General features: G+C 67.5%; 23 protein-coding genes. 12 read left to right on the top strand and 11 right to left on the bottom strand.

The window, feature by feature from the left end; all coding sequences use genetic code 11:
* Window positions 1–82: 82 nt before the first annotated feature.
* Complete coding sequence (gene rfbA, locus D3654_RS18480; protein WP_120522922.1) at window positions 83–946, bottom strand: glucose-1-phosphate thymidylyltransferase RfbA; 864 nt, start codon at window positions 944–946, stop codon at window positions 83–85.
* A gap of 53 nt (window positions 947–999) precedes the next feature.
* Between rfbA and rfbB the strand changes: the two genes are divergently transcribed.
* Together rfbB and D3654_RS18470 are read left to right on the top strand one after the other, a co-directional pair.
* Complete coding sequence (gene rfbB, locus D3654_RS18475) at window positions 1,000–2,031, top strand: dTDP-glucose 4,6-dehydratase (RefSeq protein ID WP_120522921.1); 1,032 nt, start codon at window positions 1,000–1,002, stop codon at window positions 2,029–2,031.
* Window positions 2,028–3,431 carry a sugar nucleotide-binding protein gene (locus D3654_RS18470; RefSeq protein ID WP_120522920.1) on the top strand — a complete coding sequence of 468 codons (1,404 nt, stop codon included), beginning with the start codon at window positions 2,028–2,030 and terminating at the stop codon, window positions 3,429–3,431. Before rfbB ends, D3654_RS18470 begins: the two co-directional genes overlap by 4 nt.
* Here the strand turns inward: D3654_RS18470 and D3654_RS18465 are convergent.
* Window positions 3,408–4,277, bottom strand: a complete 870-nt coding sequence (locus D3654_RS18465; protein ID WP_120522919.1) for an alpha/beta fold hydrolase — start codon at window positions 4,275–4,277, stop codon at window positions 3,408–3,410. The genes D3654_RS18470 and D3654_RS18465 overlap by 24 nt on opposite strands.
* A gap of 119 nt (window positions 4,278–4,396) precedes the next feature.
* Here D3654_RS18465 and D3654_RS18460 point away from each other — a divergent pair, with 119 nt between their 5' ends.
* Both D3654_RS18460 and D3654_RS18455 read left to right on the top strand, forming a co-directional pair.
* On the top strand, window positions 4,397–5,881 hold the full coding sequence (locus D3654_RS18460) for an HNH endonuclease signature motif containing protein (RefSeq protein WP_245413324.1): 1,485 nt from the start codon (window positions 4,397–4,399) through the stop codon (window positions 5,879–5,881).
* A gap of 420 nt (window positions 5,882–6,301) precedes the next feature.
* Complete coding sequence (locus D3654_RS18455; RefSeq protein WP_120522918.1) at window positions 6,302–6,859, top strand: hypothetical protein; 558 nt, start codon at window positions 6,302–6,304, stop codon at window positions 6,857–6,859.
* A gap of 97 nt (window positions 6,860–6,956) precedes the next feature.
* On the opposite strand, the gene D3654_RS18450 is transcribed toward D3654_RS18455, so the two are convergent.
* Genes D3654_RS18450 through paaA form a run of 6 tightly spaced genes read right to left on the bottom strand, consistent with a single transcriptional unit; the run spans window position 6,957 to window position 11,780 of the window.
* Window positions 6,957–7,736: an enoyl-CoA hydratase/isomerase family protein gene (locus D3654_RS18450; protein WP_120522917.1), complete on the bottom strand. Its 780-nt coding sequence runs from the start codon at window positions 7,734–7,736 to the stop codon at window positions 6,957–6,959.
* Window positions 7,737–7,773: 37 nt separating this feature from the next.
* Window positions 7,774–8,991, bottom strand: a complete 1,218-nt coding sequence (gene paaE / locus D3654_RS18445) for a 1,2-phenylacetyl-CoA epoxidase subunit PaaE (RefSeq protein WP_120522916.1) — start codon at window positions 8,989–8,991, stop codon at window positions 7,774–7,776.
* Between the two features lie 17 nt (window positions 8,992–9,008).
* Window positions 9,009–9,542 carry a 1,2-phenylacetyl-CoA epoxidase subunit PaaD gene (paaD, locus tag D3654_RS18440; protein ID WP_162943795.1) on the bottom strand — a complete coding sequence of 178 codons (534 nt, stop codon included), beginning with the start codon at window positions 9,540–9,542 and terminating at the stop codon, window positions 9,009–9,011.
* A complete protein-coding gene (paaC, locus tag D3654_RS18435) occupies window positions 9,539–10,486 on the bottom strand; it encodes a 1,2-phenylacetyl-CoA epoxidase subunit PaaC (protein WP_120522915.1) in 948 nt (315 codons plus the stop codon). Before paaC ends, paaD begins: the two co-directional genes overlap by 4 nt.
* Window positions 10,483–10,788, bottom strand: coding sequence for a 1,2-phenylacetyl-CoA epoxidase subunit PaaB (gene paaB / locus D3654_RS18430; protein WP_120522914.1), 306 nt, complete (start codon window positions 10,786–10,788; stop codon window positions 10,483–10,485). The genes paaC and paaB overlap by 4 nt, the downstream gene beginning before the upstream one ends.
* Window positions 10,785–11,780, bottom strand: coding sequence for a 1,2-phenylacetyl-CoA epoxidase subunit PaaA (paaA, locus tag D3654_RS18425; RefSeq protein ID WP_120522913.1), 996 nt, complete (start codon window positions 11,778–11,780; stop codon window positions 10,785–10,787). Before paaA ends, paaB begins: the two co-directional genes overlap by 4 nt.
* 178 nt (window positions 11,781–11,958) lie before the next feature.
* Between paaA and D3654_RS18420 the strand changes: the two genes are divergently transcribed.
* The 3 genes from D3654_RS18420 to D3654_RS18410 all read left to right on the top strand — a co-directional run bounded on the left by D3654_RS18420 (window position 11,959) and on the right by D3654_RS18410 (window position 17,072).
* Window positions 11,959–13,632: an alkaline phosphatase D family protein gene (locus D3654_RS18420; RefSeq protein ID WP_120522912.1), complete on the top strand. Its 1,674-nt coding sequence runs from the start codon at window positions 11,959–11,961 to the stop codon at window positions 13,630–13,632.
* A gap of 89 nt (window positions 13,633–13,721) precedes the next feature.
* Window positions 13,722–14,792: an LCP family protein gene (locus D3654_RS18415; RefSeq protein ID WP_120522911.1), complete on the top strand. Its 1,071-nt coding sequence runs from the start codon at window positions 13,722–13,724 to the stop codon at window positions 14,790–14,792.
* Window positions 14,793–14,852: 60 nt separating this feature from the next.
* A complete protein-coding gene (locus D3654_RS18410; RefSeq protein WP_120522910.1) occupies window positions 14,853–17,072 on the top strand; it encodes a S9 family peptidase in 2,220 nt (739 codons plus the stop codon).
* A gap of 101 nt (window positions 17,073–17,173) precedes the next feature.
* Here D3654_RS18410 and D3654_RS18405 read toward each other — a convergent pair whose 3' ends face one another.
* A complete protein-coding gene (locus tag D3654_RS18405) occupies window positions 17,174–17,737 on the bottom strand; it encodes a GNAT family N-acetyltransferase (RefSeq protein ID WP_120522909.1) in 564 nt (187 codons plus the stop codon).
* Between the two features lie 111 nt (window positions 17,738–17,848).
* Here D3654_RS18405 and D3654_RS18400 point away from each other — a divergent pair, with 111 nt between their 5' ends.
* The 4 genes from D3654_RS18400 to D3654_RS18385 all read left to right on the top strand — a co-directional run bounded on the left by D3654_RS18400 (window position 17,849) and on the right by D3654_RS18385 (window position 21,818).
* On the top strand, window positions 17,849–18,358 hold the full coding sequence (locus tag D3654_RS18400) for a hotdog fold thioesterase (protein ID WP_120522908.1): 510 nt from the start codon (window positions 17,849–17,851) through the stop codon (window positions 18,356–18,358).
* 87 nt (window positions 18,359–18,445) lie between these two features.
* Window positions 18,446–19,729: an AMP-binding protein gene (locus tag D3654_RS18395; protein ID WP_245413325.1), complete on the top strand. Its 1,284-nt coding sequence runs from the start codon at window positions 18,446–18,448 to the stop codon at window positions 19,727–19,729.
* A gap of 77 nt (window positions 19,730–19,806) precedes the next feature.
* Window positions 19,807–20,415, top strand: a complete 609-nt coding sequence (locus tag D3654_RS18390; RefSeq protein WP_120522907.1) for a TetR/AcrR family transcriptional regulator — start codon at window positions 19,807–19,809, stop codon at window positions 20,413–20,415.
* 110 nt (window positions 20,416–20,525) lie between these two features.
* Window positions 20,526–21,818, top strand: a complete 1,293-nt coding sequence (locus D3654_RS18385) for an HAD family hydrolase (RefSeq protein WP_120522906.1) — start codon at window positions 20,526–20,528, stop codon at window positions 21,816–21,818.
* A gap of 25 nt (window positions 21,819–21,843) precedes the next feature.
* On the opposite strand, the gene D3654_RS18380 is transcribed toward D3654_RS18385, so the two are convergent.
* Complete coding sequence (locus tag D3654_RS18380; RefSeq protein ID WP_120522905.1) at window positions 21,844–22,272, bottom strand: VOC family protein; 429 nt, start codon at window positions 22,270–22,272, stop codon at window positions 21,844–21,846.
* Window positions 22,273–22,406: 134 nt separating this feature from the next.
* Here D3654_RS18380 and D3654_RS20585 point away from each other — a divergent pair, with 134 nt between their 5' ends.
* Window positions 22,407–22,583, top strand: a complete 177-nt coding sequence (locus D3654_RS20585; RefSeq protein WP_162943794.1) for a hypothetical protein — start codon at window positions 22,407–22,409, stop codon at window positions 22,581–22,583.
* Window positions 22,584–22,609: 26 nt separating this feature from the next.
* On the opposite strand, the gene paaZ is transcribed toward D3654_RS20585, so the two are convergent.
* On the bottom strand, window positions 22,610–24,709 hold the full coding sequence (gene paaZ / locus D3654_RS18375; protein ID WP_120522904.1) for a phenylacetic acid degradation bifunctional protein PaaZ: 2,100 nt from the start codon (window positions 24,707–24,709) through the stop codon (window positions 22,610–22,612).
* Window positions 24,710–24,750 lie beyond the last annotated feature (41 nt).

The following is a 24,750-nucleotide window of genomic DNA, read 5'->3' as shown; positions in this document are numbered from 1 at the left end:
TCCCTGCATAAGACCAGTCTTAACCACCAGACTCACCAGTCCAGCCGACGCGCCCCCAACCGCCGATTAGTTCAGCACTCTCCTAGGACTCCAGCAAGCCCAGCAGGTACTTACCGTAACCGCTCTTCAGCAGCGTTTCGGCGCGGTGGCGGAGGTCCTCTGCGGAGATGTAACCCTGGCGCCACGCGATTTCCTCGGGCGCGCCGATCTTGAAGCCCTGCCGGTTCTCCACCGTACGCACGAAGCTTGAGGCATCGTTCAGGTCGGCGAAAGTCCCCGTATCCAGCCAGGCGGTGCCGCGGGGCAGCACCTCGACGTGCAGCTTTCCGTTCTTCAGGTACGTCAGGTTGATGTCCGTGATTTCCAGTTCGCCGCGGTCGGACGGGCGCAGCCCCCTGGCGATGTCGACGACGTCGTTGTCGTAGAAGTAGAGCCCGGGAACCGCGTAATTGCTCTTCGGGTTGGCCGGCTTTTCCTCGAGCGAGATGGCCTGCCCGGCGTCGTCGAACTCGATCACGCCGTACGCCCCCGCGTTCTGCACCCAGTACGCGAACACCGCGCCGCCGTCGACGTCCGTAAACCGCTCAAGCTGCTGGCCCATGCCGGGGCCGTAGAAGATGTTGTCGCCGAGCACCAGGGCCACGGAATCGCTGCCGATGTGCTGCTCCCCCAGGATGAACGCCTGGGCCAGGCCGTCGGGCGAGGGCTGCTCGACGTAGCTGAGGCTGATGCCGAACTGGGAACCGTCGCCCAGCAACTGCTGGAACTGCCCGGCGTCCCGGGGCGTGGTGATCACCAGGATGTCGCGGATCCCGGCAAGCATCAAGGTGGACAGCGGATAGTAGATCATCGGCTTGTCGTACACCGGCACCAACTGCTTGCTGATCCCGAGGGTGATCGGGTGAAGCCGCGAACCCGTCCCCCCGGCGAGGATGATCCCGCGCATACGCCACATCATGTCCTCCCGGCATGGCTTCCGCAAGGCTAGAGTATGGATCCATGGAGAAGATCCTCGTCACGGGCGGGGCCGGATTCATCGGGTCCAACTTCGTCCGTTACGCCTTGGCGCACACGGCTTACGAGATCACGGTCCTGGACGCCCTGACGTATGCCGGGCACCTGGAATCGCTCGCGGGGCTGCCGCCGGCGCGCTTCCGTTTCGTGCACGGGGACATCGCCGACGCCGGACTGGTGGACGGGCTGGTGGCTGCGGTTGACGCCGTGGTCCACTTCGCCGCCGAGTCCCACAACGACAACTCCCTCCACGAGCCGCGGCCCTTCCTGGACACCAACGTGACGGGCACGTACACCCTGATCGAGGCCGCCCGGCGGCACGGCACCCGTTTCCACCACATCTCCACCGACGAGGTCTATGGCGACCTCCCGCTGGGCGATCCGGAACGGTTCACCGAGGCCACCCCGTACAACCCGTCCAGCCCGTACTCCTCCACAAAGGCCGCCTCCGACCTCCTGGTCCGGGCCTGGGTGCGCTCCTTCGGGCTACGCGCCACCATCAGCAACTGCTCCAACAACTACGGCCCGTACCAGCACGTGGAGAAGTTCATCCCGCGCCAGATCACCAACGTCCTGGACGGCGTGCGGCCCAAGCTCTACGGCGCGGGGCGGAACGTGCGGGACTGGATCCACGTGGACGACCACTCCTCCGCGGTCCTGGCCATCCTGGAGAAGGGCAGGATCGGCGAAACCTACCTGGTGGGCTCGGACGGCGAACGGTCCAACAAGGATGTGGTGGAACTGGTGCTCGAGCGCATGGGCGAGGACCCGGGAGCCTACGACCACGTTCCCGACCGCCCCGGCCACGACCTCCGCTACGCCATCGATTCGTCGAAGCTGCGCGCGGAACTGGGCTGGACGCCGTCGTACTCCGACTTCGCCGCGGGACTGGACGCCACGATCGCCTGGTACCGCGACAACCAGGACTGGTGGCGGCCGCAGAAGGAGGCGGCGGAGGCCCGCTATCTCGAACAGGCACGGCGCCTGCAGTCGCAGGCCGCGGAAGGAACCGCGTGAGCGGGCTTGCGGTCCGGGAGACGACGATCCCGGGCCTGCTGCTGGTGGAGCTGCCGGTGCACGGCGACAACCGGGGCTGGTTCAAGGAAAACTGGCAGCGCCGGGCCATGACCGAGCTGGGCCTGCCGGACTTCGGGCCGGTCCAGAACAACGTCTCATTCAACGCCGCGGCAGGCACCACGCGCGGCATCCATGCCGAGCCGTGGGACAAGCTCGTCTCCGTCGTGGCGGGCCGGGCCTTCGGTGCCTGGGTGGACCTGCGCGAGGGGCAGGGTTTCGGGCGCCTGTTCACCGCGGAGCTGGATCCAGGCACGGCCGTATTCGTGCCGCGCGGGGTGGGCAACGCCTTCCAGACCCTGGAAGACAACACCGTGTACTCCTACCTGGTCAACGAGCACTGGTCGCCGGAGGCGAAGTACACGCTCCTGAATCCGGCCGATGAGACCGTGGCCGTCCCTTGGCCGCTTCGGCTGGAGCGGGCCGAGGTTTCGGACAAGGACCGCGGGCACCCGCGGCTGGCCGGGGTGGTGCCGGTGCCGCCGCGGCGGACGCTGGTGCTCGGCGCCGACGGGCAGCTGGGCCGGGCGCTGCGGGACGTGTACGACGGCGATCCCGCCGTCGAGTTCGCCGGGCGGGACAGATTCAACCTCGCTTCCCCGGAAGCCTTCGCGTCGCGGGACTGGCGCGACTATGAGGCGGTCATCAACGCCGCCGCGTTCACCGCCGTCGACGACGCCGAGACGCCCGAGGGGCGCCGCTCGGCCTGGGCGATCAACGCCGCAGCCGTGGTGCGGCTGGCGCGTACCGCCGTCGAGCACCGGCTCACCCTGGTGCACGTTTCCAGCGACTACGTCTTCGACGGGCTGGCGGGGCCGCACGCCGATGCGGGTCCGTGGGCGCCGCTCGGGGTGTACGGGCAGTCGAAGGCCGCGGGCGAGGCCGCTGTCAGCGTCGTGCCCCGGCACTACCTGGTGCGCAGCAGCTGGGTGGTGGGCGACGGGAAGAACTTCGTCCGCACCATGGCCTCCCTTGCGGAGCGGGGCGTGAAGCCGTCCGTGGTCAATGACCAGACCGGCAGGCTCACCTTCGCCGAGGACCTTGCCGCCGGGATCAGGCACCTGCTGGACTCCAAGGCGCCTTATGGCAGCTACAACCTCTCCAACAGCGGCCCCGCGCAAAGCTGGGCGGACATCGCGGCGGACGTCTTCGAACTTTGCGGGCGGCCCCGCAGCGATGTCGCCGGTGTCTCCAGTGCCGAATACTTTCAGGGCAAGCAGGCGGCGCCCCGTCCCTTGGACAGCACCCTGGACCTCGCGGGGATCGAGGCGTCCGGCTTCTTCCCGCCGCCGGCGGCCGGGCGGCTCAAGGAGTACGTGTCACGCCTGGTTCTTGGGGACTGATCCGGTCCCTGGCCCCTTCCCGAGGAATACAGCCACGTCTTCCGCAATGCGTTCCGGGCATTCCCACAGCACAATGTGTCCCGTGGCGCCGTAAATGACCAGCTGCGCACCCGGGATCCGGGCTGCGAGCGTCTCCTGGTGGCTGCGCGGGAGCAGGGCGTCGTGGGCACCCCACAGGATCAGCGTGGGCACCGAGATGGACCCCTGTTCCGTGGGCGGCACCGCGTCGCACAGGCCGTCCAGGATCCCCTTCCACGCCCGTGCCGGCATCGCCACGCCGTCCTGCACCCGGTCCTCGATGTACCACGCGGGCACGGTGTGCAGCAGCTGGAACCAGGACAGCGAATCCCGCACCCATTGTTCGTCCACGGGATCATCCAGCTTCTCGACCTCGGCGGCGAAGGCCGGCCGGCTGTGCAGGCTGAGGGGTGCGCCCACGAGGATCAGGGAGTCCACCAGCTCCGGGCGGTCGACGGCCAGCTGCTGTGCCACGTAGCCGCCGCTGGAGGAGCCCAGCACACAGGCGGAGGCGACGCCGAGGGCCTCAAGGAGGGCGGCGACGTCGTCCGCCATCTGCGCGAGCGAGTACCCGTCCTCGGGTTTGTCTGCGCCGCCCTGGCCGCGCAGGTCCGGCGCGAGGACAGTGAACGACGGCGGCAGGAGCGGCAGCAGCCGGCCGAAGCTCTTGCGGGACTCGCCCCAGGCGTGCAGCAGGAGGAGCGGCGGGGCGTGGTTCACATCCGATGCGCCGCTCCCGGTCGGCGCGCGGACGTCGGCTGGTCTTTGGATCAGGCACGGAACCGTGATGCCGGTGCGAAGATTTACGCTGCGCAGCTCGGAAGGCATGGCATCAGGCTACGCCGAGGGTGGCTGTGCCGGGAGGCGGCGGGCTCAACGTCACCCCCAACAACGCAGGCCGGGCCGCGCGGCCTAATAATGTCGTAGCTCGGTGATGTGATGGATTCATGGAGAAGACCAGCAGCTTGAGCGAGGGGACGCCGCAATCTGACGCGGCGTTCGCCCCCCTGGCTGTGCTGGACGGAATGGTCTCCACTCTTGGATCCCTCGAGTCGGCGATCGCCAGCCTCCAGGCATTGCGGGAATACACGCTCGCCCTTGCGTCCCGCGTGGCGGAGGTGATGGCTGCGGAGGACAAGGACGACGACGGCGCCGCGCCGGCCGGGTTCAAGGGTGCGCGGTGGGACGCGGCGGAGCTGGCCCAACGCGCCGTGGCGGCCGAGATCGCGACGGCGACCCGGGCGAACGACCGCACCATCCAGCGGCAGATGGGCCAAGCCGTGGAGCTGTTGGACCGCTTCCCCGCCACGTTCCACGCGTTGGCTCAGGGCCGGATTAGCCTGGCCCACGCCCGGGTGATCCAGGATGCCGGGGCACCGCTGGATGATCCTACCGACTTGGCGCGGTACGAGTCCGTGGTAGTGCCCTGCGCCGAGAAGCAGGCGCCCGGCCGCGTGCGCCGCCTTGCCGTCCGGGAAGCAGAGAAAGCCCAACCCGAGCCCCTGGCCACCCGGCATGAACGGGCCGTTTCGGATCGTTGTGTACGGGTGATGCCACTACCCGACGGCATGGCCGAACTCGCCGCCATCCTGCCCGCAGCTGTTGCGTACGGCATTCATGACCGGCTCACCCAGATGGCCCGGGCACACGATGAGGCATGCGCCGAAACCGGGCGACCAGTCGGCTCGGCGGCGCCGGGCCGGAGCCATGAGGAGAACCGGAACACCGACCAGCTGCGCGCCGACCTGCTGTCGGAGCTTCTGCTGCGCGGCGCCCCCACCGCGCACGACACTCCGGACGGGCTCCTCGCAGCTATCACCGCACGCGTGGACGTCACCGTCCCCGTGCTCACCCTGATCGGCCAGGAAGGCGCCGCGACGTCCAATGGCTCAGCTGGCGGGGCTTTCCGGACCGACGCATCAGGCAACGACGCATCGGGCAAGACCGCCAGAGCCGGAGCCCCGGACACCGTGGCCTCACAGGTCGCCGCCGAGCTCGAAGGATTCCACCCCATCGACCCCGCCACCGCCAGAATCCTCGCCGGGCAAGCCACCGCGTGGAACAGGGTCCTCACCGACCCCATCACTGGCGCCGTCCTCGCCGTGGACAGATACCGGCCCGGCGAGGACCTCAAACGCTTGCTTGCGGCCCGCGACACCAGATGCCGTTTCCCCGGGTGCGGGATCAAGGCCAGCGACCTGGATCTGGACCACACGCACGACGCGGCCTTTGGCGGGGCAACGGAAGCCGGCAACCTCGCCGGGCTCTGCCGGCGCCACCACATGCTCAAGCACCATTCACGGTGGAAGGTCCGGCAAACCGGAGCTGGGGTTCTGGAATGGATAAGCCCCACCGGCCGACGCAACACGGACCACCCGCCTATACCCGCGACAACCACCGTCGGTACCGGCAACAAGCCACCGCCATTTTAGGATTGAACTGCCGTCAGCAAGACGTCCTTCTGTTTGGCAACGATGTCCAACCGAGGTCCAAACCGGGGTGCTCTGGTCCATCCCCCACCCACATCGCCCCCACCAACAACCTGCACGAAACCACTACTTCCGCTGCTGAGACATGGGTCGGGAACAGCGGCGCGAAGACAATTTTTCGCAGGCTGCGTCGTCTTCCGGGACCCCTAACGGCGGCGTAGCCTTGAACCGGCACCGGACGCTCCTATCGCGTCGGAGCCGACGATGCCGGCCCGTGGAGGGCACGGAGTCCTAGGATTCCGGCCCCGATTTGCCCATGTTTCTGGGGGGCAGCGGACTGAGGTCGGACAACGGCGCCGCAGTCGCTGTCCGAGATGGAGTGCCACGTTAGCGTGGCGGAACAATGGCTCCAAAGGTCAAATCATGAACAAGATCCTCAAGCAATTCCTGATGCTGTGCGCAGCGTTCTTGCTCGTGTTCACAGCCGGGGTGTCGGCGGCCCAGGCGAGCAGCCCGCACTTCAAAAAGGGCGGCGACCCCGTCTGTACCGTGAGCATCAGCGGATCCACAGCAACCACCACCTGCAGGGCGGTCCTCGCCGGACTCGGGAACGATGACCTTCTCGCGACCGTCAGCGTTTCCGGGTTCGCCGTCTATCAGTGCAAGAACCAGGGCGGAAACGTCGCACCGGGACAGAACAAGGTCCTGATCGGCCCGGCCGTGGCACCGACGCTGATCGACAGCGATGCCATCAAGAACGGCAACCTCACCCTCAACACCAATCCAGCTGTGCTCTCGGCCCCCGGCACTGTCACTGCCGCCCAGGCCGGATGCGCAAACAGCAACTGGACCGGCGTGAACCCCGTGTTGACGGTGACATCGATCTCGCTGGTGATCGAACAGCCTGTCGGAACGGTGATCTTCAGCTGCTCGAAGACCGATCCGAACGGCCTGACAAGCCCAGTGGCGCTCAGCTGCTGAGTCAATACCGCGGGAGGTAATCCCTCCACGCGTGGCAAGGCTCCGGGCAATTCCCTACGGGAACCCCGGAGCCTTGCCATCCCTGGCCCTTGGAGCCCTAACCTTTGAAGACCGGTGCCCGCTTCTCCTGGAAGGCGCGGAAACCCTCGGCGTAGTCCTCGCTCTTGCACAGCCGGGCTTGCTCGGTGTTCTCCTCGGCCATCGACGCCCAGAGTCCCAGTCGCTGGTCACGGATGTGCGCCACGAGTTCCTTGCTGGCGGTGAACGCCCCGGTTGCACCAACCGCCACGCGTTCAACGATGGCGCGGGTCACGGAGAGCAGCGAATCGTCCGGCATCGCCCGGCTGAACAGGCCCTGCGCCACGGCCTCGCTGCCGCTCATGAGGTCGGCCGTGTAGATCAGGTCCAGCGTGCGGTGCATGCCCAGCCGCTCGGTGAAGTACCAGTGGCCACCGGAGTCCAAGGTGGCGCCCAGCTTGGCGAAGGGCGAGCCGAACTTGGCGTTCTCCGCCACGTACACAACGTCCGTGGCCAGCAGCAGCCCGAGCCCGACGCCGAGGCAAGCCCCGTGCGCCGCGGCGAAGGTCGGCGCCGGGAAGGCCGCCATCTTCTTCAGCAGCGGCTCCACCAGGCCGCCGAGGTAGGCCTGGGCGTCGTCGCTCTCCGGGGTCACGCCGGCGATGTCCCGGCCGGCACAGAAGGCGCGGCCCTCTCCGCGCAGGAGCAGCGCTCGCACTTCCCCGCGGCCGGCGGCGGCAGCGGCGTCGTCGTACGCTTTGTCCAGTTCGGCGAGCGCCTCTTCGTTGAGGGAGTTCAGCTTCTGGGGCGCGTTCAGGACGATCTCGGCGATCCCGCCGGCGATGGAGAGCTCAATCATGCTGGGTTCCTTGGCTGTCGGTGGGTTGGCTGAAGACTTAGACGTCGAAGTCGACGGTGACGTTCTCGCTGGTCGGGTGGGACTGGCAGGTGAGCACGTAGCCCTTGTCCAGCTCATCCTGCTCCAGCGCGTAGTTTTCGTCCATGGTGACGGTGCCGCTGACCAGCTTGGCGCGGCAGGTGCCGCAGACTCCGCCGGCGCAGGCGAAGGGCACGTCGGGCCGTACGCGCAGCGCGGCGTTGAGGATGGATTCGCGGGCGTGGGTGGGGCTGGCTACCTCGCCGCTGAGGCCGTCCAACTTGAAGGTGATCTTGTAGGTGTCCTCGGACTCGTCCGCGATGACGGGCCGGCCGGCGTTGCCTTCGGGGCGGTCCGGGCGGCCGGTGGTGAACAGTTCGAAGCGCACGTTTTCCGGCTTCACGCCGCGGGCAGCAAGGGTGTCGCGGCACAGCTGGACCAGTTCGAACGGCCCGCAGAGGAACCATTCGTCGATGTCCTCGGCGTGGATGGCGGAAGACAGCAGTGCCTGCAGCTTCTCGGAGTCGATCCGGCCGGTCATCAGCGGCGCGATCCGCTGTTCGCGGGACAGCACGTGGTGCAGGGCCAGTCGGGACGGGTACTTGTCCTTCAGGTCCGCCAGCTCCTCGAGGAACATCACGTCCATGGCGGCCTTGTTGGCGTAGATCAGGTCGAAGCGGGTGTCCGGGTTGGCGGCCAGCAGGGTCCGCGCGATCGCGATCACCGGGGTGATCCCGGACCCGGCGGCGATGGCCACGAAGGAACCGGCGTCGCCGGCGAGTTCGCCTGCCATCTGCTGCGGGTTGTTCATGGAGTTCATGACGTTGTGCTGCACGGTGGAGCCGTCCTTGCCGTGCTTGGAGATGAAGGCACCCTGCGGGCTCATCACATCCAGCGTGTCCCCGGCCGTGAGCTCGGCGTTGGCCCAGGTGGAGAAGATGCCGCCGAGGTCCTTCTTGATGGCCACCCGGATTTCGCTGCTGCCGTCCTCGAAGCTGCGCGGCTCTGCGCAGATCGAGTAGCTGCGCCGGACTTCGTGCGGCTCGCCGGATTCGTCCGGGAGCGTGGTCCGCAGGGCCACGTACTGGCCGGGGAGGTAGTCGTACTGTCCTGCCAGCTCCGAGGGGACGGCGAAGGTGACTTCGATGGCGTCCTCGGTCAGGCGCCGCACCTCGGAGACGGCGAGGCTGTGGAAGGACGCGCGACGGCGGCTGGCCGTGGGGGTTTCGGTGGTCATCTGGCTACCTTTTTCGTTTACAGCACTTTGAAGTAGTCGAACGGTTCCTTGCAGTCCTGGCAGACGTACAGCGCCTTACAGGACGTGGAGCCGAAGCGGGTCAGTTCCTTGGTGTTCAGCGACGAGCACTGCGGGCATTTGACCGCCAGGCTCAACCGGACGGGGCCGGAGTGGCCACCCGCCCGGGAATTGCCCGACGGCGGCGCGATGCCGTACTGCTGCAGCTTCGCCTTGCCGGATTCCGTCATCCAGTCAGTGGTCCAGGCCGGTGCCAGCACCAGGTTCACGCGGACGTCCGCGTAGCCTGCCGTGGTGAACGCGGACTTCAGATCGTCGCTGATCGCGTCCATCGCCGGGCAGCCTGAGTAGGTGGGCGTGATGGTGACCTCAGCCCTGCCATCCACCACCTGCACGGCGCGGAGGATCCCGAGGTCCTCGATGGTGAGGACCGGGATCTCCGGGTCGCAGACCGTGGCGGCGAGTTCCCACGCTTCCTGTTCGGCCGGGTTCCGCTGCTCCGCAGGTGTCAGGACGGTTTCCACGCTGGTCACCAGCTTGCTCCGGGATGTTCGCGGGCGAGGACCTGCATTTCGGCGAGCACGTAGCCGAGGTGTTCGGAGTGCTTGCCGCGCCGGCCGCCCCCGAGGGACTGCGGGATGCGGTCCAGGCCCAGGCCGCCGTCGGCGTATTCGCCGGCGAGGTCGGCTTCGGCCAGCACCTCACCGGTGAGGCGGTCGAAGTCTTCGCGCAGGCTGGAGGGCTGGACGCCGGTGCCGGCGTCGGCCAGGCGTGCCGTGAGCTCGTCGTCTTCGAAAAGCTCGTCGACGTAAGGCCACAGCAGCCGGAAGCCTTGGATGATCCGGCGCCGGGATTCCTCGGTGCCGCCGGCCAGGCGCAGCACCCACTGGGCACTGTGGTCGCGGTGGTAGTCCACTTCCTTGAGGGCCTTCGCGGCGATCGCGGCGATGGTGGCGTCGGCGGAGCCGCTGAGGCGCTTGTAGAGCTCGAACTGGTAGTAGCTCACGATGAATTGCCGCGCGATGGTCACGGCGAAGTCCCCGTTGGGCTGTTCGAAGAGGTGTGCCGAGCGGAATTCCGGCTCGCGGCGGAAGTACGCCAGCTCGTCTTCGCTCTTGTCCCAGGCGCCGCCTGCATAGCTAAGGAAGGAGCGGGCGTGGCCCAGCTCGTCCAGGGCGATATTGCCCAGGGCGATGTCTTCTTCGAGCTCGGGGGCGCGGGAGATCCAGTGGCCCAGTCGCTGGGCGAGGATCAGGGCATCGTCGCCGAGGCGCAGGGCGTACTCGGCCACGTCTTCGGCGGGCTTCGCAGTGCCGCGGCGTACTTCGAGGGCGATGTCCTCCGGGCGCAGGGCGTTGCCGGGGGTGATACGCGTGGCGCTTGCCGAGCCGTCGCCGGAGGCGCCGGCTCCGCTGACGCCCACGGAGATGTCGCCGTGGCCTTCGATCGCGAAGTCGGTGGTGTGTTCGCTCGTCACAGGTGCCTCACGCCTTCGCTCTTGGTGTAGTAGGTGGCGTGGCGGTAGTCCTTGCCCTGCGGGGATTCGAAGAAGGAACCCTTCGAATCGGGGTCGCTGGAGGAGATCGCCTCGGCCGGCACCACCCAGATGGACACGCCTTCGTTGCGGCGGGTGTAGAGGTCGCGGGCGTTGCGCAGGGCCATGGTGGCGTCCGGCGCGTGCAGCGAACCGGCGTGCACGTGGGAGAGGCCGCGGCTGGAGCGCACGAAGACTTCCCAGAGGGGCCAGGGGGTTTCCTTGGAATGGGACTCGGTTGTCATGCTGCGTGTTCCTTCTGTGCTTGCTTGGCGGCGTAGGCTGCGGCGGCTTCGCGGACCCAGGCACCGTCTTCGTGAGCCTGGCGACGGCGTTCCATGCGCTGCGAGTTGCAGGGGCCCTTGCCGGCCAGGACGTCCTTGAATTCATTCCAGTCCAGCGGGCCGTGCTCCCACTTCTTGGTTTCCTCGTTGAAGCGGACGTCCTCGTCCGGCAGGGTCAGGCCCAGGACCTTGACCTGCTCCACCATCATGCCGACGAAGCGGCTGCGGAGTTCGTCGTTGCTGAAGCGCTTGATGTTCCAGGCCATGGACTGCTTGGAGTTGGGCGAATCGTCGTCCGGCGGACCGAACATCATGAGGGCCGGTGCGTACCAGCGGTTGACGGCGTCCTGTGCCATCTGTTTCTGGGCGGGGGTGCCGTTGGACAGTTCCAGCAGGATCTCGAAGCCCTGGCGCTGGTGGAAGGATTCTTCCTTGCAGATGCGCACCATGGCGCGTCCGTAGGGTCCGTAGGAGGCCCGGCACAGGGGCACCTGGTTGCAGATCGCGGCGCCGTCCACGAGCCAGCCGATCGCGCCCATGTCCGCCCAGGTCACCGCGGGGTAGTTGAAGATCGAGGAGTAGCGGGCCTTGCCGTCGATGAGGTCCTGCATCATCTTGTCGCGGCTCTGTCCCAGGGTTTCGGCGGCCGAGTACAGGTAGAGCCCGTGGCCTGCTTCGTCCTGCACCTTGGCCATGAGGATGGCCTTGCGCTTCAGGCTGGGGGCCCGGGTGATCCAGTTGGCTTCGGGCTGCATGCCGATGATCTCCGAATGCGCGTGCTGGGAGACCTGGCGCAGCAGCGTCCTGCGGTACGCCTCCGGCATCCAGTCGCGGGGTTCGATGCGCGAATCTTCCGCGATGATCCGGTCAAAGTACGCCTGGCCCGCGCGTTCCCGTTCCTGCTCTTCGGGGGACAGCTCAGCGGGCACAGATTGCAGGTTCTGCGATGCCATGGTTGCTCCTATATATTTACCGACCGTTCGTTCAGAATATGCGGAAGCAGCGAGCGGCGTCAAGCATCCGCCCCGAACCAGGCAGGCAACGAAGCAGGCCCCCGAGCATTCCCTGCAGGGTCCGGAACCTTAACCCCGGACTCACCGCTCGTTCACCGGCAGCGGCCACAGTGGTCGCATGACTGGTTTCCCGCGCCGTTCCCTCCTCAAGAGCTCCCTGGCCGCCATCGCTGTTTCCGGCGGCATCACGGCCGCGGGCACCGCGCCCGCGCAGGCCGCCCCGGCAGGCATCCCCCTCGTCCGCAAGCGCCTCACCCTGCCCAGCGGCATCGCCAGCGGAGACGTCACTTCCTCCTCCGCCGTGCTCTGGTCCCGCGCCTCAGGACAGGGCCGGATCACCGCCACACTGCGCGCCGTGGACGACGCCGGCAACATCCTGCGCGGCCGATTCGCCTTCAGCCGGGTGCTGCGTGGGTCCTGGGCCACCGAGGCCACCGACTTCACCGCCAAGATCCACGCGGACCGACTCCCGGCCGGCACCCGCTTCGCCTACACCGTCGGATTCGAGGACGACGGCGGCGCTATCAGCGAGACGCAGCAGGGCACCTTCCGCACGGCACCGGGCACCGGCGGCGGCACCCCGGGCGGCGGTGCGGGAGCAGCGGCAGGCGGCGGCGCGCCGTCGTCGGGCACGCAAAGCTTCGTCTGGACCGGCGACACCGCCGGCCAGGGCTGGGGCATCAACCAGGACATCGGCGGAATGCGCGGCTACCAGGCCATGCACCAGGTCCGCCCCGACTTCTTCATCCACTCGGGCGACACCATCTACGCCGACGGCCCCATCGCCGCCACGGTCACCGAAAAAGACGGGCAGGTCTGGCGCAACGTCGTCACCGAGGAAGTCTCCAAGGTGGCCGAAACCCTCAAGGAATTCCGCGGCCGGCACCGCTACAACTCGATGGACGCGAACATGCGCGCCATGTTCGCCGACGTCCCCGTGATCGCCCAGTGGGACGACCACGAAACCCACAACAACTGGTACCCGGGGCAGATCATCGACGATGCCCGCTACGCCGAGCGGAACGTCAACGTGCTCGCCGCGCGCGGACGCCAGGCGTGGCAGGAGAACATGCCGATCGCGGACAGCGCCGCGCTCTGGCGCCCGGGAACGTTCGACGGCGGCAGCTACCAGCCCGCGCGCATCTACCGGAAGATCTCCCGCGGACCGCAGCTGGACGTCTTCTGCCTGGACATGCGCACCTTCAAATCCCCCAACACGGACGGGAAGGAGCCGTACGCCACCCGCATCCTGGGCCAGGAACAGGTGGACTGGCTGATCCGCGAAGTCCGGAACTCCACGGCCACGTGGAAGGTCATCGCCGCCGACCTGCCGCTGGGGATCATCGTGCCGGACGGACCCGTGAACCAGGAGAGCCTGTCCAACCGCGAGGACGGCGCGCCGCTGGGACGGGAACTGGAAATCGCCAGCGTGCTTAGCGCCTTCAAGCAGCATGGAGTGAAGAACACCGTGTGGCTCACCGCGGACGTGCACTACTGCGCCGCGCACCACTACTCCCCCGAGCGGGCAGCCTTCACCGACTTCGATCCGTTCTGGGAGTTCGTGGCCGGGCCCATCAACGCCGGCTCCTTCGGCCCCAACGCGATGGACGGCACTTTCGGCCCGGAGGTGGTCTTCTCCAAGGCCGGACGCTTCGCCGGCGAGTCCCCGCGCGATGGCGAGAACCAGTACTTCGGGCATGTGGAGCTCGGCGCCGACGGTACCTTCAACGCGAGCCTGCGCAACGCCAACGGTGCAGTGCTGTTCCGGAAGACTCTGACCCCGGAGGTTTAGCGGCTGGCGCCGGGGCGTCCAGGGGGCCGTTGCCAAATTGCATCCTGCGACACGCCCGTTTTGGCTGCCGCCGGTGGTAGTTTCCGGACATGGAGAAATGGCTCAGCGCCGAGTTCCTGAAAAGCCTCATGCACGGACGCAGGGCAATCGTCGCCGCGCTTGCCGTGGTCGTGGCGCTCGGCACCGTGACCGCCGGAGTCCTTGTGAGCATCAACCGGCCCGCCCCGCCGGCCGCGGCGCCGTCGTCGTCGAGCCAGGGATCGGAGCCCGGCATCACCGTACCGCCCGGGTCCCTGCTCAAGGCGGACCGGCCCACCCCGCCGCTGGCCCTGCCCGGTCTGCCCGCCGGCCCCGTGAACATCCTGGTGATCGGCAGCGACATCCGCGGCAACGCCAAGGAGGCCACCAAGAAGGCAGCCGCCACCGGCGGGCAGGTGGACCACCGCGCGGACTCCCTCATGCTGATGCACATCCCGGCCGACCGGAAGAAGATCTACGGCATCTCGATCATGCGCGACCTCTGGGTGGACATTCCCGGGTACGGCGGCTCCAAGATCAACGCCAGCCTGCAGTTCGGCGGCACCGCTTTGGTGGAGAGAACTGTCCAGGACCTGCTCCGGACCCGCATCAATTACAGCGTCATGGTGGACTTCGACAACTTCCGCGCCATCGTGGACGGGCTGGGCGGCATCGAGGTGAACGTAAGGGCCCCCTTCACCTCCACGCACGACACCCGCCACACCTTCACGCGCGGCATCAACCGCCTCAACGGCCAGAATGCCCTCGAATTCGTGCGCGAGCGCTACGCCTTCTCGGACGGCGACTACCAGCGCGTGCGCAACCAGCAGGAGTTCATCCGGGCGGTCATGGCCAAGCTGCGCACCTCCGGAGTCCTCAAGGACGCCGGGAAGACGCTCGCGTTCGTCACCAAGGTGGCCCCGCGGCTGATCCTCGACAACGGCCTGGACGTCATGAAGCTCGCGGGCATCGCGTATGCGCTGCGCGGCATCGACCCGGGAACGGCGTCCTTCACTACCCTCCCGACGGCGGGAACCGGCACCTCGCCGGACGGCCAGTCGATCGTCCTGCCGGACTACAACGGGATCGCCCAGGTGGCGGACGCGCTGGCCAAGGACCGGCTGGGCCAGCTTCCCAAATAGCCGGCTTCCCCGGTAGCGAACGCCCGCCGTTTCGCCCGCGCTGCTCTATATATTGAGTCCATGACCCAGACTCCGCTGCAGAACACCACGGCCGTGCCGCCTGTCGCCAAGAAGGTCCCGTCCACGCGGGAACACCACGGGGACGTCTTCGTGGACAACTACGAGTGGCTGCGGGACAAGGAGTCCCCCGAGGTCGTGGAGCACCTCAAGGCCGAGAACGCCTACCAGGAAGCCGTGACCGCCCACCAGGAACCGCTGCGTGAGGCCATCTTCCAGGAGATCAAGGGCCGCACCTTGGAAACCGATCTTTCCGTGCCGGGCCGCAAGGACGGCTGGTGGTACTACACCCGTTCGGTGGAGGGCAAGGAATACGGCATCCAATGCCGGGTGCAGGCGCATGACTCCGGCGATCCGGTGGCCGACTGGACACCGCCCGCCGTCGAGCCCGGCGTCGAACTCCCGGGCGAGGAAGTCCTGCTGGACGGCAACGCCGAAGCCGAGGGCAAGCCGTTCTTCTCCGTGGGCGGCACCGCGGTGACCATCGACGGGAACCTCTACGCGTACGCGGTGGACAACTCCGGCGAAGAACGCTTCACTGTGCGTTTCAAGGACCTGCGCAGCGGCGAACTGCTGCCCGACGTGATCGAGAATGCCTTCTACGGCCTTGCCTTCTCCCCCGACGGCGCCCGCCTCTTCTACACGGTGGTGGACGATTCCTGGCGCCCGTACCAGGTCAAGGCACATGTGCTCGGCACACCGGTGGAGCAGGACGAGGTGCTGTACCAGGAGGACGACGTCGCCATGTGGCTTGGCTTCGAGCTGTCCTCGGACCGCCGCCACCTGGTGCTCAGCATCGGCTGCTCGGAGTTCAGCGAGACCCGCCTGCTGCGCTTCGACGATTACGACGCCGGCCTGACCACCGTGATTTCCCGCGACGAGCACCTGCTGTACGAGGCCGAGCCCTTCCTGCTCGAGGGTCCCGGCGGCAGCAAGGCGGAGACCATCCTCCTCACCCACAACAAGGACGCCATCAACTCGATGGTCTCCGTCGTGAACCCGGCCGAATTCGCCAAGCCCCTCGCCGAGCAAGACTGGCGCACCGTCGTCGCGCATTCCGACGGCGTGCGTGTCAACGGCGCGGGCGTCACCGCCACGCACCTCCTCGTCTCGGTCCGGCAGGACACGATCGAACGGGTCCAGGTGATCCCGCTCGCCGGGCTCGGCACCCCGGAGCAGGCTGCCGCGGTGGAGCCGGCCTTCGACGAAGAGCTCTACACGGCGGGGGTTTCGGGCTCGGACTACGAGGCCCCGGTGGTCCGCATGGGCTACACCTCCTACTTCACGCCGTCGCGCGTGTACGATTTCGTGCTGCCCACCGCGGACCAGCCGCAGGGCGAGCTGCTGCTGCGCAAGGAAAGCCCGGTGCTGGGCGGCTACTCCGCGGCGGACTACGTCGCCACCCGTGAATGGGCAACTGCCGACGACGGCACCCGGGTCCCGTTGTCCGTGCTCCGGCACGTTTCGGTTCAGCAGGATTCGACGGCGGCCGGCCTCGTGTACGGGTACGGCTCCTATGAGGTCAGCATGGACCCCGGCTTCGGAGTCGCGCGGCTGTCCCTGCTGGACCGCGGCATCGTGATGGTGATCGCGCACATCCGCGGCGGCGGCGAGCTCGGCCGGCACTGGTACGAGGACGGCAAGAAGCTCAGCAAGAAGAACACGTTCACGGACTTCGTGGCCGCCACCGACTGGCTGGCGGGATCGGGCTGGGTGGCACCGGGCCGGATCGCCGCGATGGGTGGCTCCGCTGGCGGCCTGCTGATGGGCGCCGTGGCCAACCTGGCGCCAGAGAAATACGCGGCCGTGGTGGCGCAGGTGCCGTTCGTGGACGCACTCACCAGCATCCTGGACCCGGACCTTCCGCTATCCGCGCTGGAGTGGGAGGAATGGGGCAACCCCATCACCGATCCCGAGGCGTACGCCTACATGAAGTCCTACACGCCGTACGAGAACATCCGCGCCGTGGCCTACCCGAAGATCGCCGCGGTGACTTCCTTCAATGACACCCGCGTGCTCTACGTGGAGCCGGCCAAGTGGGTGCAGGCGCTGCGCGAAACCACCACCGGATCCGAACCCGTGGTGATGAAGATCGAGATGGACGGCGGGCACGGCGGCGCCTCGGGTAGGTACGTGCAGTGGCGCGAACGGGCCTGGGACTACGCCTTCGTGGCGGACTCCCTCGGCGCGACGGAACTGCTGCCGGGCGCCGGGCTCAAGTAGCCGGCCCTGATGCCAACGCGTAGCGGGCCTTGATGCCAACGCGGGGTCAGATAGGGCCCATCCGGGGCGCCGGAATGGGCCGTAACTGACCCCGCGTTGCTTTAGTCCTCGCTGTTGCGCCGGCGCCATTCGCTGTCGAGCATGGCGTAGATCAACTCCGTGGACCATTGGCCTTTGTAATGCCAGTTGTCCACGAGGGTGGCTTCCAGGCGCATGCCCAGCCGTTCGCAGATCCCGGCCGAACCCTTGTTCAGGGCGTCCAGCTTGGCGTCGATGCGGTGGAACATCAGGGTCTCGAAGCCAAGCCGGAGCACCGCCTCGGCGGCTTCGGTGGCGTAGCCGTGCCCGCGCCACTCCGGGGCCATGATCCAGCCGATTTCCGCCTGCCCGGTACCCGGCAGCCACTTCAGGACCACCTCGCCGAGGAGCCCGGGGTGGTCCTCGCGCTCGATCGCCAGGCAGACCCAGTCCCCTTCCATCTCGAAGGTGAAGTTGGCGTAGCGACCCAGGGCCTCCATGGCCTGCGTGAGGCTCAGTTCGGGCCGGAGCAGGAACCTCGCCGTCTCCGGCAAGGACTGGTAGGCATGGAAACGCTCGAGGTCCCCGGCTTCGAAGCGGCGCAGCAGCAGCCGCCCGGTGCGGATGGGCAAATCGATGCTTGGCATGCTCCGAGGCTACCCCTCCGACCCCGCCCCGGTCGGTGTGGCCCTTGACACTTCCGCCGATCTGGGATTACCTAATGAACATTCGGTAAATAAAACTGGAGGCAATGACGCATGGTTGAAACCGCGCTTTCCGATGCAGTTCAGGGACAGGGTGCAGTGCAGCACCATCTGCTCAAGAACGACTACGCCTCCGAATGGATGGGACTCGAGGTCATCCGGCTCGACGACGGACACGCCACCATCCGGATGACCCTGCGCAAGGAAATGCTCAACGGCTTCGGCATGGCCCACGGCGGAATGATCTTCGCCTTCGGTGACACCGCCTTCGCGCTGGCGTGCAACCCCGCCAGCCCCACGCCGTCGCAAGCCCGCAACATCACGGTGGCTTCCGGCGTCGACATCAACTTCCTGCAGCCCTCGTTCAAGGGCCAGGTGATCACCGCCGTCGCGAACCGCCGGGCGCACACGGGGCGCAGCGGCCTGTACGACGTGCAGATCTTCGCCGCGGACCCCGGCGCCCTCGGCGCCCCGTCCGCGGATCCCAGCTCCGATGACCCAGCAGGCTACGGCGAACTCATCGCCGAGTTCCGTGGCCGCAGCCGCACCATCTCCAAGAAGTAGGCAGACATGACCCAGAACAGCACCACCCTCAACGCCACGCAGCAGGACGCCTCGCTGGACCCTGCAAAGCTGGACCCCGAGGAGACCATGTCCCGCGACGAGCTCGAGGCCCTCCAGCTCAGCAGGCTGCAGCACACCGTGGCCTACGCGTACGAGCGCGTACCGCTGTACAAGCGCAAGTTCGACGACGCCGGGGTCCACCCCTCGGACCTGCACGAACTGGGCGACCTGGGCAAGTTCCCGTACACCACCAAGGAAGACCTGCGCCTGGAGTACCCCTTCGGCATGTTCGCCGTGCCGCAGAACGAGGTGGCCCGCGTGCACGCCAGCTCCGGCACCACCGGTCGCCCCACCGTGGTGGGCTACACGAAGAACGATCTCGCCAACTGGGCGCGCCTGGTGGCCCGGTCCCTGCGTGCCTCCGGCGTGCGTCCCGGCATGAAGGTCCACAACGCCTACGGCTACGGCCTTTTCACCGGTGGCCTGGGCGCCCACGCGGGCGCCGAGGCGCTGGGCTGCACGGTGATCCCGATGTCCGGCGGCCAGACCGAGCGCCAGATCCAGCTCATCCAGGACTTCCAGCCTGACGCCATCCTGGCCACGCCCACGTACCTGCTGACCATCGCGGACGCCATGGCCCACATGGGCATCGACCCGGCCTCCACCTCGCTCAAGTACGCCGTGCTGGGCGCCGAGCCGTGGACGGAGGAAATGCGCCACGAGCTCGAAACCACCATGAACATCAAGGCCTGCGACATCTACGGCCTCTCCGAAGTCATGGGCCCGGGCGTCGCGGGCGAGTCCGTGGAAACGCAGGACGGCTCGCACATCTGGGAGGACCACTTCCGCCCCGAGATCATCGACCCCTTCGACCCCGAGCGCGGCACCGCGTCCGTGCTGGGCGACGGCGAACCCGGCGAGCTGGTCTTCACCTCCCTCACCAAGGAAGCGTTGCCGATCATCCGCTACCGCACCAAGGACCTCACCCGCCTGCTGCCCGGCACCGCACGCCCGGCGCACCGCCGCATGGGCCGCATCACCGGCCGCAGCGACGACATGATCATCCTGCGCGGGGTGAACCTGTTTCCCTCGCAGATCGAAGAAATCGCCCTGCGCATCCCGGAGCTGAGCCCGCACTTCCAGTTGGAAATCACCCGCCCCGAGGGCAAGCGCATGGACACCCTCACCGTGAAGATCGAACGCCGCGAGGGCGTCTCGCCAGAGGGCGGCACGACGGCGGGCCACGCCTTGCGCGAGCAGATCAAGATCCATGTGGGTTCTTCGTGCGTGATCGACGTCGTCGACCCGGGCTCGCTGGAACGCTCGAACGGCAAGCTGCGCCGGATCTACGACCTGCGGCCCAAGGGCTGAGCAGCGCCACAGCGAACTGCGCGCCACCGGGCGCAATCAAAGCGGTCAGGGGAACCGGACATGGGAAAATAGCGGACATGCCGAAGGAAACAGCAACAGCAAGCAAGCGCGGGCGGCCGGGATACGACCAGCAGTCGGTGCTGCGCATCGCCGTCGACGTCTTCAACCGCCACGGCTACGATGCCACCTCGATGGGCATCCTGGCCGAGAACCTCGGCATCTCCAAGTCTGCGATCTACCACCACGTGCCGTCGAAGGGCGAGCTGCTCAAGCTCGCCCTCGACCACGCCCTGGGTGGCCTGGAGGCGATCCTGGAGCAGCCCGAGGCCACGTCCGGCCCCGCCGATGCCCGGCTGGAGTTCGTGCTGCGGCAGACCATCTCGGTCCTGGTGGAACGGCTCCCCTTCGTCACCCTGCTGCTGCGCCTGCGCGGCAACACCGAGATCGAACGCAACGCCCTCGAACGCCGCCGCGCCTTCGACCACAAGGTGGCCGCGCTGATTTCGGACGCCCGCGAGGAAGGCTCGCTGCGCCAGGACATCGACCCGCGCACGGTCACGCGGCTGCTGTTCGGCACCATCAACTCGATCGTGGAATGGTACAAGCCGGGCGGTTCGCTCTCCCCGCAGCGCCTGGCCGACGACGTCATCACCATGGCCTTCGACGGCCTGCACGCTTCGGTCTAGGAAACCTCCTACCGCGCATATTGCATAATGCGCGCCATGTTGCACTATATACAACCAGATATTCCCGCTGCTATGGTCTGTTTTCGTACCGAAACAGAAGGGAATATCGCATGACTCGTGGTACCCGCTTCATCGCAGCCGCCGCGGCATTGGCCGGCATCCTCGCAATCACCTCCTGCGCGGCGACGGCCGCCGGCACGGCCCCGGAAGGCAGCACAAAGGCGTCAGCTTCCTGCCGGCAACTGGACGCGAACCTAGCATGGCCGCAGGGCGTCCGGGAGAAGCTCCAGGCCGCCATTGACGCGCACAGCACCTGCACGGGAACGTTCAAGGGCGGCACCGCCCCGGTGGCCATCTTCGATTGGGACAACACCGTGGTCAAGAACGACATCGGGTATGGCACCAACTTCTGGATGCTGCGGAACAACAAGGTCCTGCAGCCGGAAAACAAGGACTGGAAAACCACCAACCGCTACCTCACCGACGCCGCGGCAAAGGCCCTAAGCGCCGCCTGCGGTACCGCGACCCCGGCCGGGAAGCCGCTGGACACCGCGAAGAACACCGCCTGCGCCGACGAAATCCTGGCCATCCTCGACGAAAAGACCCGCGCGGGCGAGGAAGCCTTCGAGGGCTTCAATGCCCGGCGCGTCACGGGAGGGTACGCCTGGGGGACGGCGTTGTCCGCAGGCTACAGCGAAGAAGAACTTGGCCGGTTCGCCACTGCGATGAAGCAGGAGAACCTGGCAGCCGCGGTGGGCGCCACTCAGAAGGTCGGAACACAGCAGGTGGACGGCTACATCCGCATCTACCCGCAGATCAAGGACCTCATCGGCACCCTCCAGGCCCACGGCGTGGTGCCATGGGTGGTATCGGCCTCCCCCGAACCCGTGGTCAAGGCCTGGTCCGGCGAGGTCGGCATCGACGCCGCGCACGTGGTCGGCGTCCGCAGCGTCTACCGGGACGGGCTGCAGACCGCGCACCTTGTGGGCTGTGGCGGCGTGCCCGACGGCGAGGATTCAGTCATGACCTACATGGACGGCAAGCGCTGCTGGGCCAACCAGGAGATCTTCGGCGTCGACGGCCCCGCGGCGTTCGAACAGCTTCCCGCAGAGCGGCGGCAGATCCTCGCGGCCGGGGACTCCGGCACGGACGTGACCTTCGTCGGGGACGCCACGGAGGCACGCCTGGTGGTCAACCGGAACAACACGGAACTGATGTGCCGCGCCTACGACAACGACGGCGGAAAATGGCTCATCACACCGATGTTCATCGACCCCAAGCCGCAACGCAGCGGGTCCTACCCCTGCTCCACCGAGGGCTTCACCACCCCGGAGCACGGCAAGGAACCGATCAAGCGCCCGGACGGCAGCGTGATCCCCGACCAGGTGGACAGCGCCCACTAAGCCGAACCGCTGACGGGCCTGCCGCCTAGACCTGGTACTCGACGTCGTACGAGCCCACCTTTTCCGCGACGCCCAATGGCTCGTGGATGCAAAGGATGTTGTGCTCGCTGTCCATGAACCAGGCACAACGCTCGTCGTCGGTCGTGCAGATGTGGTGGTCGGTCTTCAGGTCAGGCTCGTCGTAATCCTGGAACCGGACGCCCTTGGCCTCCATCTCGTCGACGGCACTCTCGATATTGCGGACCTCGAAGCTCAGGGTGGTGTGCTCCGAATGCGCACCGTCCTTGACCGGCATCAACTGCAACATATGGCCGCCGTCCAGGCCGAACAGGTCGTTTCCATCCCAGGTCATGCCGCGGTGCGGGAGTCCGAGTTTTTCAGCGTAGAAGCTGCGGGCGCGGGCTGGGTCATCGACGGGCAGGATGGTTGTGGCTGTGTTGAGGGCAAGAATCATGATCGCCACCTCCTACGGGCAAGATTTTACGCCCGGAGGTGTACAAAAGAACTGTGAGCTGGACAGACAAAGTCCCTGACTGGCTGCCGCCCGTCGGCAAGCCCATGAGGAGCCCCCGCCAAGGCAGGGGCCTGATGATCACAGGCCTCCTGCTCCTGGTGGGGTTCTTCGTTTTCGCCATCGTCATGAGCTCAACGGGCGGGCGGCACACACTGTACAGCCTCATCCCCGTGCTGCTCGGCGTGACCCTGGTGATCGCCGGATTGGTCCGGCGAAACAACGCCCTGGGCCCGCGGGACCCGGACCGGTAGCCCGGCCCGCCGGGCCGGAACCCCCGCTACTTCGCCACGAGGGTCAACACGTCGTAGGTAGCCACCGTCTCGTCGTTCTGGTTCGTCAGGACGGCATCCCAGGCCACTTCGCCGTATTCATCCGTTTCGCGCGGCGTGATCTTCTTAGCCGTGAGGACCACCCTGAAGGAGTCCCCCGCGGCCAGCGGCGTGGTGAAGCGCAGGTTTTCCAGGCCGTAGTTGGCCAGCACGGGGCCCGGTGCGGGTTCCACGAAGAGCCCGGCGGCCCAGCTCAGCTGCAGGTAGCCATGCGCCACGATGCCCGGGAAGAAGGGATTGGCCGCGGCGGCTTCCTCATTGGTGTGCGCGTAGAAGGTGTCACCGGTGCTGTTGGCGAACGCGGTGATGTCCTCCAGGGTCACCTGGCGCAGCTCCGAACGGAAGGCATCGCCGATCCGCAGCTCGGCCAGGGACTTGCGGAAGGGGTGCACGCCTTCGCTTTCCAGCGTGAAGTTGCGGTCCGCGCCGCTGTGCCACACACCGGTGACGGCGGTCAGCATGTTGGGCGAGCCCTGGATGGCGGTGCGCTGCATGTGGTGCAGCACGGAGCGGATGCCGCCCAGTTCCTCGCCGCCGCCGGCGCGTCCCGGGCCGCCGTGCACCAGGTGCGGCACGGGCGAACCGTGGCCCGTGGAGGTGCGGGCGTCCTCGCGGTTGAGCATGAGGACGCGGCCGTGGTGCGCGGCGATGCCCGTGACCAGGGTGCGGGCAACCTCGGGGTCGTTGGTGCAGACGGTGGCCACGAGCGAGCCGCTGCCGAGGGCGGCGAGGCGGACGGCGTCGTCCAGGTCGCGGTAGCCGATCACCGAGGACACCGGGCCGAAGGCCTCCCGGGCGTGGACTTCCTGCGCGTCGGCGTCGGCCCAGCTCAGCAGCAGCGGCGACATGAACGCGCCGCCTTCCACCACGCCCACGGTGCCGTCGGCGCGGGTGACCGACGGCGAATCCAGCGTTCCGTACGCAAGCTCACCGCCGGCGTCGAGCATGGACTGCACGGCCGAGCGGACGTCGGCGAGCTGTTCGAGGGACGCAAGCGCGCCCATGGTGACGCCCTCGGCGCGCGGGTCGCCGAGCACCACGCGTTCGTTGATGCGGGCACCGACGGCTGCCACGACCTCGGACACCAATGCCTGCGGGACGATGGTGCGCCGGATCGAGGTGCACTTCTGGCCGGCCTTGACGGTCATTTCGGTGACCACGGACTTGACGAAAGCGTCGAACTCGGGAGTGCCGGGAAGGGCGTCCGGGCCGAGGATGGCCGCGTTCAGCGAGTCGGTTTCGGAGGTGAAGCGCACGCCGCCCGTGACGACATTGGGGTGCGACTTCAGCGAGTTGGCCGTGGAGGCCGAGCCCGTGAAGGCCATGAGGTCGCGGTAGTCGAGTTCATCCAGCAGGGTGCGGGCCGGTCCGGAGACAAGCTGCAGGGACCCTTCGGGCAGGATGCCGGATTCGACGATCGCTCGCACCACGGCGGCGGCCAGGTAGCCCGAGGGCGTGGCCGGCTTGGCGATGGTGGGCACACCGGCCAGGAACGCGGGCGCGAACTTTTCGAGCATGCCCCAGACCGGGAAGTTGAAGGCGTTGATCTGCGCGGCGACGCCGGGGATGCGGGTGTAGATGTGCTCGCCGGCGAAGGAGCCGTCCTTGGACAGCACCTCCATGGGCCCGTCCACCACCACCTGCGAGTTGGGCAGTTCGCGGCGGCCCTTGGACCCGAAGGTGAAGAGGACGCCGATTCCGCCGTCGATGTCGATCATCGAATCGATCTTCGTGGCACCGGTCTTGAAGGAGACGTCGTAGAACTCTTCGCGGCGGGTGTTGAGGTGCTGGGCGAGTTCCTTCAGTTTCAGCGCGCGCTGGTGGAAGGTGAGCTTGCCCAGTTCGCGCTGGCCCACCGTGCGGCCGTAGTCGACGACGGCGGCCAGGTCCAGGCCCTCGGTGCTCACCTTTGCGAGCACCTCACCGGTGCTGGCGTCCCGGACGGGGACGCCCTCCGCTGCGGAGGCGGGCGCCCACCAGGCCCCCTGGACGAAGCTGGGAACGGTCTGCACGGCCGTTACATCCGGAGCGACTGCGGTACTGGTCATCGTCGACGGGTCCTTCCAAGGCGGGAGCATGAACGGAACCG

Origin of the sequence: Arthrobacter celericrescens (assembly GCF_003614925.1) — a bacterium.
GTDB lineage: Bacteria > Actinomycetota > Actinomycetes > Actinomycetales > Micrococcaceae > Arthrobacter > Arthrobacter celericrescens.
This window is presented reverse-complemented; position numbering and strand designations above follow the sequence as displayed.

Coding starts and splice junctions, on each gene's coding strand:
- rfbB (WP_120522921.1), top strand. CDS start 1,000: ATGGAGAAGATCCTCGTCACGGGCGGGGCCGGATTCATCGGGTCCAAC.
- paaZ (WP_120522904.1), bottom strand. CDS start 24,709: ATGACCAGTACCGCAGTCGCTCCGGATGTAACGGCCGTGCAGACCGTT.
- D3654_RS18395 (WP_245413325.1), top strand. CDS start 18,446: ATGTCCCGCGACGAGCTCGAGGCCCTCCAGCTCAGCAGGCTGCAGCAC.
- rfbA (WP_120522922.1), bottom strand. CDS start 946: ATGCGCGGGATCATCCTCGCCGGGGGGACGGGTTCGCGGCTTCACCCG.
- D3654_RS20585 (WP_162943794.1), top strand. CDS start 22,407: ATGATCACAGGCCTCCTGCTCCTGGTGGGGTTCTTCGTTTTCGCCATC.
- D3654_RS18400 (WP_120522908.1), top strand. CDS start 17,849: ATGGTTGAAACCGCGCTTTCCGATGCAGTTCAGGGACAGGGTGCAGTG.
- D3654_RS18405 (WP_120522909.1), bottom strand. CDS start 17,737: ATGCCAAGCATCGATTTGCCCATCCGCACCGGGCGGCTGCTGCTGCGC.
- paaA (WP_120522913.1), bottom strand. CDS start 11,780: ATGGCATCGCAGAACCTGCAATCTGTGCCCGCTGAGCTGTCCCCCGAA.
- D3654_RS18380 (WP_120522905.1), bottom strand. CDS start 22,272: ATGATTCTTGCCCTCAACACAGCCACAACCATCCTGCCCGTCGATGAC.
- D3654_RS18390 (WP_120522907.1), top strand. CDS start 19,807: ATGCCGAAGGAAACAGCAACAGCAAGCAAGCGCGGGCGGCCGGGATAC.
- paaB (WP_120522914.1), bottom strand. CDS start 10,788: ATGACAACCGAGTCCCATTCCAAGGAAACCCCCTGGCCCCTCTGGGAA.
- D3654_RS18450 (WP_120522917.1), bottom strand. CDS start 7,736: ATGATTGAGCTCTCCATCGCCGGCGGGATCGCCGAGATCGTCCTGAAC.
- D3654_RS18460 (WP_245413324.1), top strand. CDS start 4,397: ATGGAGAAGACCAGCAGCTTGAGCGAGGGGACGCCGCAATCTGACGCG.
- D3654_RS18465 (WP_120522919.1), bottom strand. CDS start 4,277: ATGCCTTCCGAGCTGCGCAGCGTAAATCTTCGCACCGGCATCACGGTT.
- D3654_RS18410 (WP_120522910.1), top strand. CDS start 14,853: ATGACCCAGACTCCGCTGCAGAACACCACGGCCGTGCCGCCTGTCGCC.
- D3654_RS18415 (WP_120522911.1), top strand. CDS start 13,722: ATGGAGAAATGGCTCAGCGCCGAGTTCCTGAAAAGCCTCATGCACGGA.
- D3654_RS18385 (WP_120522906.1), top strand. CDS start 20,526: ATGACTCGTGGTACCCGCTTCATCGCAGCCGCCGCGGCATTGGCCGGC.
- D3654_RS18420 (WP_120522912.1), top strand. CDS start 11,959: ATGACTGGTTTCCCGCGCCGTTCCCTCCTCAAGAGCTCCCTGGCCGCC.
- paaE (WP_120522916.1), bottom strand. CDS start 8,991: ATGACCACCGAAACCCCCACGGCCAGCCGCCGTCGCGCGTCCTTCCAC.
- D3654_RS18455 (WP_120522918.1), top strand. CDS start 6,302: ATGAACAAGATCCTCAAGCAATTCCTGATGCTGTGCGCAGCGTTCTTG.